Annotated in this window: 1 protein-coding gene and 1 pseudogene; one reads left to right on the forward strand and one right to left on the reverse strand. The window is 47.0% G+C overall.

Translation table 11 applies throughout. From position 1 onward, the window contains the following. The first annotated feature begins 46 nt into the window (after positions 1-46). A complete protein-coding gene (locus B5F71_RS19300) occupies positions 47-1,630 on the forward strand; it encodes an ATP-binding protein (RefSeq protein ID WP_087213589.1) in 1,584 nt (527 codons plus the stop codon). Here the strand turns inward: B5F71_RS19300 and B5F71_RS20015 are convergent. Then, positions 1,627-1,749 (reverse strand): annotated as a pseudogene (locus tag B5F71_RS20015) (energy transducer TonB); the annotation flags it as partial. The gene B5F71_RS19300 and the pseudogene B5F71_RS20015 sit on opposite strands and share 4 nt — an antisense overlap. Positions 1,750-2,055 lie beyond the last annotated feature (306 nt).

The following is a 2,055-nucleotide window of genomic DNA, read 5'->3' on the forward strand; positions in this document are numbered from 1 at the left end:
TAAAATATTCTCACTATTTTTGTGCTATACCAATAAGCCATACGATATGAAATACCCGATAGGCATCCAGAGCTTTGCACAGATAAGAGAGGACCACTACACGTATGTAGACAAAACCGCCCTGATATACCAGCTGGTATCAACAGGGAAGATTTATTTCCTCAGCCGTCCGAGGCGGTTCGGGAAAAGCCTGCTTGTGTCTACCCTGAAGAACTATTTCTCAGGTAGGAAAGAGCTGTTCAAGGGGCTTGCCATCGAGAAGCTGGAAACGGAATGGAGGGAATATCCCGTATTCCATATCGACTTCAACGGAAGCAACTTCACCGTTCCGGGAACGTTGGAAAAGAAACTGGAAGGATACATTGCCGGTTGGGAAGCCCAATACGGGAAAAGCACTTATCTGACGGATGTGGGAGACCGCTTTGCTTACGTGCTCAAACAAGCCCATGAGCAATCGGGAAGACGGTGCGTGGTGTTGATTGACGAATACGACAAGCCTATCCTGGACGTGCTTGATACGGGCATTAAGGGAGAACAGGAGGAAATGCTGCTGGAAGAGCGGAACCGGGAAGTGCTGAAAGGATTCTATTCGGTATTCAAGGCTGCGGATGATGACCTGCAGTTCGTCTTGCTTACGGGGGTTACCAAGTTCTCGCAGGTAAGCGTGTTCAGCGGTTTCAACCAGCCTGCCGACATCAGCATGGACAGGCGGTACGAAGCCCTGTGCGGTATCACCCAGGAAGAACTGGAACACTACTTTGCCGGTCCGATAAGTGATATGGCAGACAGGGAAGGCATATCCAAGGAAGAAATGACCGGTCTGCTCAAACGCCAGTACGACGGATATCATTTCAGTAAAGCCATGACAGATATCTACAATCCTTTCAGCCTGCTCAATGCTTTTGCCACGCGAGACATGCAAGATTACTGGTTCCGTAGCGGTACTCCTTCATACCTAATCCGTCTGCTTGCGCATACCGATGAGAACCTGGATGAACTAACCGGAAAATATTACGACCCGCAGGAATTTGTCGACTATAAGGCAAATGTAGAAAAACCGTTGCCGATGATTTACCAGAGCGGGTATCTCACTATCAAAGGTTATGACCGCGATTTCGGGACATTCCTACTTGATTTTCCCAACAACGAAGTCAAGAAAGGATTTGTGGCATTGATTGCTTCAGATTATTTGAAGCCCCGGCAAGAAATGGGCAGTTGGGTGCGTAATGTGGTCCTATCTTTGCGCAGAGGAGAATTGGAGAAATTAAACAAGCTGTTCACCTCCTTCCTTGCCGACATCCCTTACACCATGCGTCGCAAGCAGGACGAGAGGGAAAGGGAGCGTTATTTCCACTATACGTTCTACCTGATATTCAGCCTGGTCAGCGTCTACACGGTCTATACCGAAAAGGAACAGAGCGAAGGACGGGTGGACTGCATCGTAGAGACACCCGATTACGTCTACATTTTCGAGTTCAAACTGGACGGTTCGGCAGACGAAGCCCTAAAGCAGATAGAAGAAAAAGGCTACGCACGCCCGTATGCTTCCGACAGGCGACTTATCTATAAAATAGGTTCCAGCTTCTCTTCACAGACCGGGACCATTGACGACTGGAAGATTCAAGGCTAATCTTCCAGACGGAACTCTGCCATTAACAGAATCTTTTCACGATTATCCCCAATCGTGATTTCTTTGAAATAACGGTAACGTCCGGGTTTGTTGGGATGCACATCGGGATAAAGGTGGGCAGTAAGCTTTTCCGTTTCCACAGGTGAGGATTTTACCACCAATGTATCTGAAGAATCGATTCCTCGCATTTGCCTGCCTCCGCACCCGGTCAAAACCAATAACACAAACCATATCAATGTATTTACTCTCATAGCCTATCCATAACTCCATGCCCCAATATACGAAAAATTCTGCATCCCTAATAAATTTGGCAATATAAAATATTCTCACTATTTTTGTGCTATACCAATAAGCCATACGATATGAAATACCCGATAGGCATCCAGAGCTTTGCACAGATAAGAGAGGACCACTACACGTATGTA

Source organism: Bacteroides sp. An269 (genome assembly GCF_002159755.1).
In the GTDB taxonomy this organism is placed as follows: Bacteria; Bacteroidota; Bacteroidia; order Bacteroidales; family Bacteroidaceae; genus Phocaeicola; species Phocaeicola intestinalis.